Here is a 2,793-nt window from a genome sequence, read left to right as displayed (position 1 = left end):
CGAATCTTCGTACCGGCGGCAGCCGCGAGCATTGTCCGGTCGCCTTCGCCGCCTTCAATGGTGGCGAGCAGATCGATACCCGCGAAGCGCTCAAATGCCCAAGCGACCGTCAACATCTCGGGCTCGGCAAAGGGATCCGCCACTCGCCCGCGAAACGAAAACTGCCCGATCCCGGTTGCCTGCGCGGCATGCGCGATCAGGACAACGCTGTCGGCCATGACGGCTTCGTAAGCCTCGTTCGCCCGGTACCATTCCAGCATGGTGAATTCAGGCAAATGCAAGCGGCTGCGCTCGCGGTCGCGGAACACTCGCGCAAATTCAAATATCCTGGTCTCGCCGGCGGCAAGCAGCTTCTTGCAGGCAAATTCCGGCGAAGTCCGCAAATACCGCGTCATGCGCCCGTTATCACTGGCCGTGAGTTCCGTGCGCGGCGCATGCAGATGGGTTTCGTTGCCCGGCGACACCTGCAAAACAGCGGTTTCTATCTCCGTAAAGCCTTGTTCCTCGAACCAGGCCCGGGTCGCCCGTGTGATCGCATTCCTGGCGGCTAAAAACGGCCTGATGTCGGTGTATCGACCGGCAGACCACCATGGCGAAGCCTTATTGTCCGCAACCATCAATCAACCGCCCCAAAACGCTAGCTTCCAAGCACAAAATCAGTATGTTGCAGGCCGAAACCGCCTCAATTGGCCCCGGAATGCACCTGTCCGGCAAGGTCTTGGGCCACAATATCAGGAAAAACAGCCTTGAAAGTCATCGCCAGTTCCATTCGCAAAGGCAACATCATCGAGCAAGATGGCAAGCTTTACGTGGTCCTCACCGCTGAAAACATCCACCCCGGCAAGGGAACGCCGGTCAGCCAGATCGAAATGCGCCGTATCGGCGACGGGGTGAAGATATCCGAGCGTTATAAGACCACCGATCAGGTGGAAAAGGCGACGGTGGAGGACCACAATTTCAACTATCTCTATGAGGACGCCGACGGCTTTCACTTCATGAACGCCGAGAATTACGACCAGGTCCAGGTCTCAAAGGAAATCGTCGGTTCTTCGGCGCCTTATTTGCAAGAGAACATGACCGTGAAGCTGTCGCTTCACGACGGTAATCCGGTCTCGATCCAGTTACCGCAGCGCGCGACGCTGGAAGTTGTGGAAACTGAGCCGGTCACCAAGGGACAAACGGCGTCGTCCTCTTACAAGCCCGCCGTCCTTTCCAACGGCGTCCGCACCGCCGTACCGCCGCACGTCGCCGCCGGCACGCGGATTGTGGTGATGACGGAAGATGGGTCTTACGTCGAACGCGCAAAGGACTAATATCTCGCGTGCGGGGAAAACAGCGCCGGGGGCGTAACAACAGTGAGGTCGGGGGCCGCCAATCTCTTTGCGCGTCTGCAGCTAGCCTTACTTCTGCTCGGCGCCGGCGCGACCCCGCTCGCCGCCGACGAATTCAGAAGCCCGACCATTTCCGTCGCGCGTGTGGATTGGCGCGCCGCGCTTGATCAACTCCGCACCGAGGTCGGTGTCCAGCCGTCAGTTGCTTCCACGTTCACTTTTGTGGGCCGGTCCCGACTGGCCGCCTCCGATCCGCGCTCGATGCCGGCGCTCGTGCAACTCAACGCCACGACGTCCCAGATATTCACCGGCATCGGCCGCAGCCCGGTGCCGGTGCTGCTGCCCTTCGACGCCGCGGCCTATCTCGAAGCCCGATGGTTCGCCACGCCCGAAAGCCTCGCGATCCCGCGCTTTGAAGCCGACTTTCGTACCGCCGACCTGTTCGATGCAGGTCCTGCCGGCTACGACGCGGTTTTTTCGCTCGCGCCCGGCGCCGGCAACGGCCTGCCGCAGCGGATTTTCGCGAAACCCGTGGAAGTCCAGATCACGGGCTCGCTTCTGACCTACGATCTCAACGATCCCTTGGGCGGCAGAGGTGAACCGGTCAAGTCGCTCGCCGCGCAGTTTCCCGACCTGCGCCGCTTCATCCGCGAAGGCTATGTGCGCTATGCCTTCACGCGCTTCGGCGTCCCCTACGTCGTCTCGATCCAGTGCCTCGACAGCGTGCCAAGGCCACGACGGCTCGCCTGTCGCGAGGCCTATCCTGTTGCCGAGCGATTCCTGAAGGCGCTCCGCGTGGCGGGCGGCCTGCCATCGCGGCCACGGTCCGATATCGCATCGGAAGCCGTTGGGCGCCCTTCCGTTGCGTCCTCGGATTTTACCTATCGCCCGCCCGGCGACCTCATTGCCAGAAGCGGTTCGCGCAAGCGGAACGGCCGAATTGACTACACCGTCTACTCGCAAATCCGTTTTCCATTGCAGAAAGCGCCGGCTTTTGCCCACTCTCAATCGTTCGGCTTGCGCAAAAACGACAGGTTCGATGAATTTGGGCCGACCAGTTATCCTTGGCAGGACAATTTTTGCGAGGTCCGCAGCTTCGGCGTCGGCCAATGTCCGAGCGGATTCGGCCATCAGGGTCAAGATATGCGGCCCGCCCCCTGCCCCACGCATGAGGAAGGGCCGGAGCATTGCGATCGCAAACAGCAGGTGGTCGTTGCTGCGCGCGACGCCATGCTGATCCGCGAGCCGAAGCAGCAGGCGGCAACCCTTCAGATCAACACCCGAAACGAGCATATTCGCTTCCGCTATATGCACATGGACCCTTCAGCCATGGATGCCGATGGTGTTCTGAATGGCCGTTATGTCGAGGAAGGCGAGAAAATCGGCGTCGTTTCCAACTATCTCGACCGTCCCAACGGCACTACCCGTCACCTCCATTTCGACGTTCAGGTGTTCACCCGCG

The 2,793-nt window shown here is 60.9% G+C and carries 3 protein-coding genes; 2 read left to right on the top strand and 1 reads right to left on the bottom strand.

What is annotated here, in order from left to right; translation table 11 throughout:
- Window positions 1–617, bottom strand: a 617-nt coding sequence (locus tag WB528_RS22515) for an amino acid--tRNA ligase-related protein (RefSeq protein ID WP_423890816.1), incomplete at its 3' end; no start/stop codon positions are given.
- Window positions 618–746: 129 nt separating this feature from the next.
- Here WB528_RS22515 and efp point away from each other — a divergent pair.
- Entirely contained in the window at window positions 747–1,313 is a 567-nt protein-coding gene (gene efp, locus WB528_RS22510; protein WP_423890813.1) for an elongation factor P, read from the top strand.
- Between the two features lie 42 nt (window positions 1,314–1,355).
- A partial coding sequence (locus tag WB528_RS22505; protein WP_423890811.1) for a M23 family peptidase occupies window positions 1,356–2,793 on the top strand: 1,438 nt, incomplete at its 3' end.

The sequence above is a fragment of the Bradyrhizobium sp. genome (assembly GCF_049586575.1).
GTDB lineage: Bacteria > Pseudomonadota > Alphaproteobacteria > Rhizobiales > Xanthobacteraceae > Bradyrhizobium.
The sequence above is the reverse complement of the archived record's forward strand: the minus strand, read 5'-3'. Positions and strand labels throughout refer to the sequence as shown.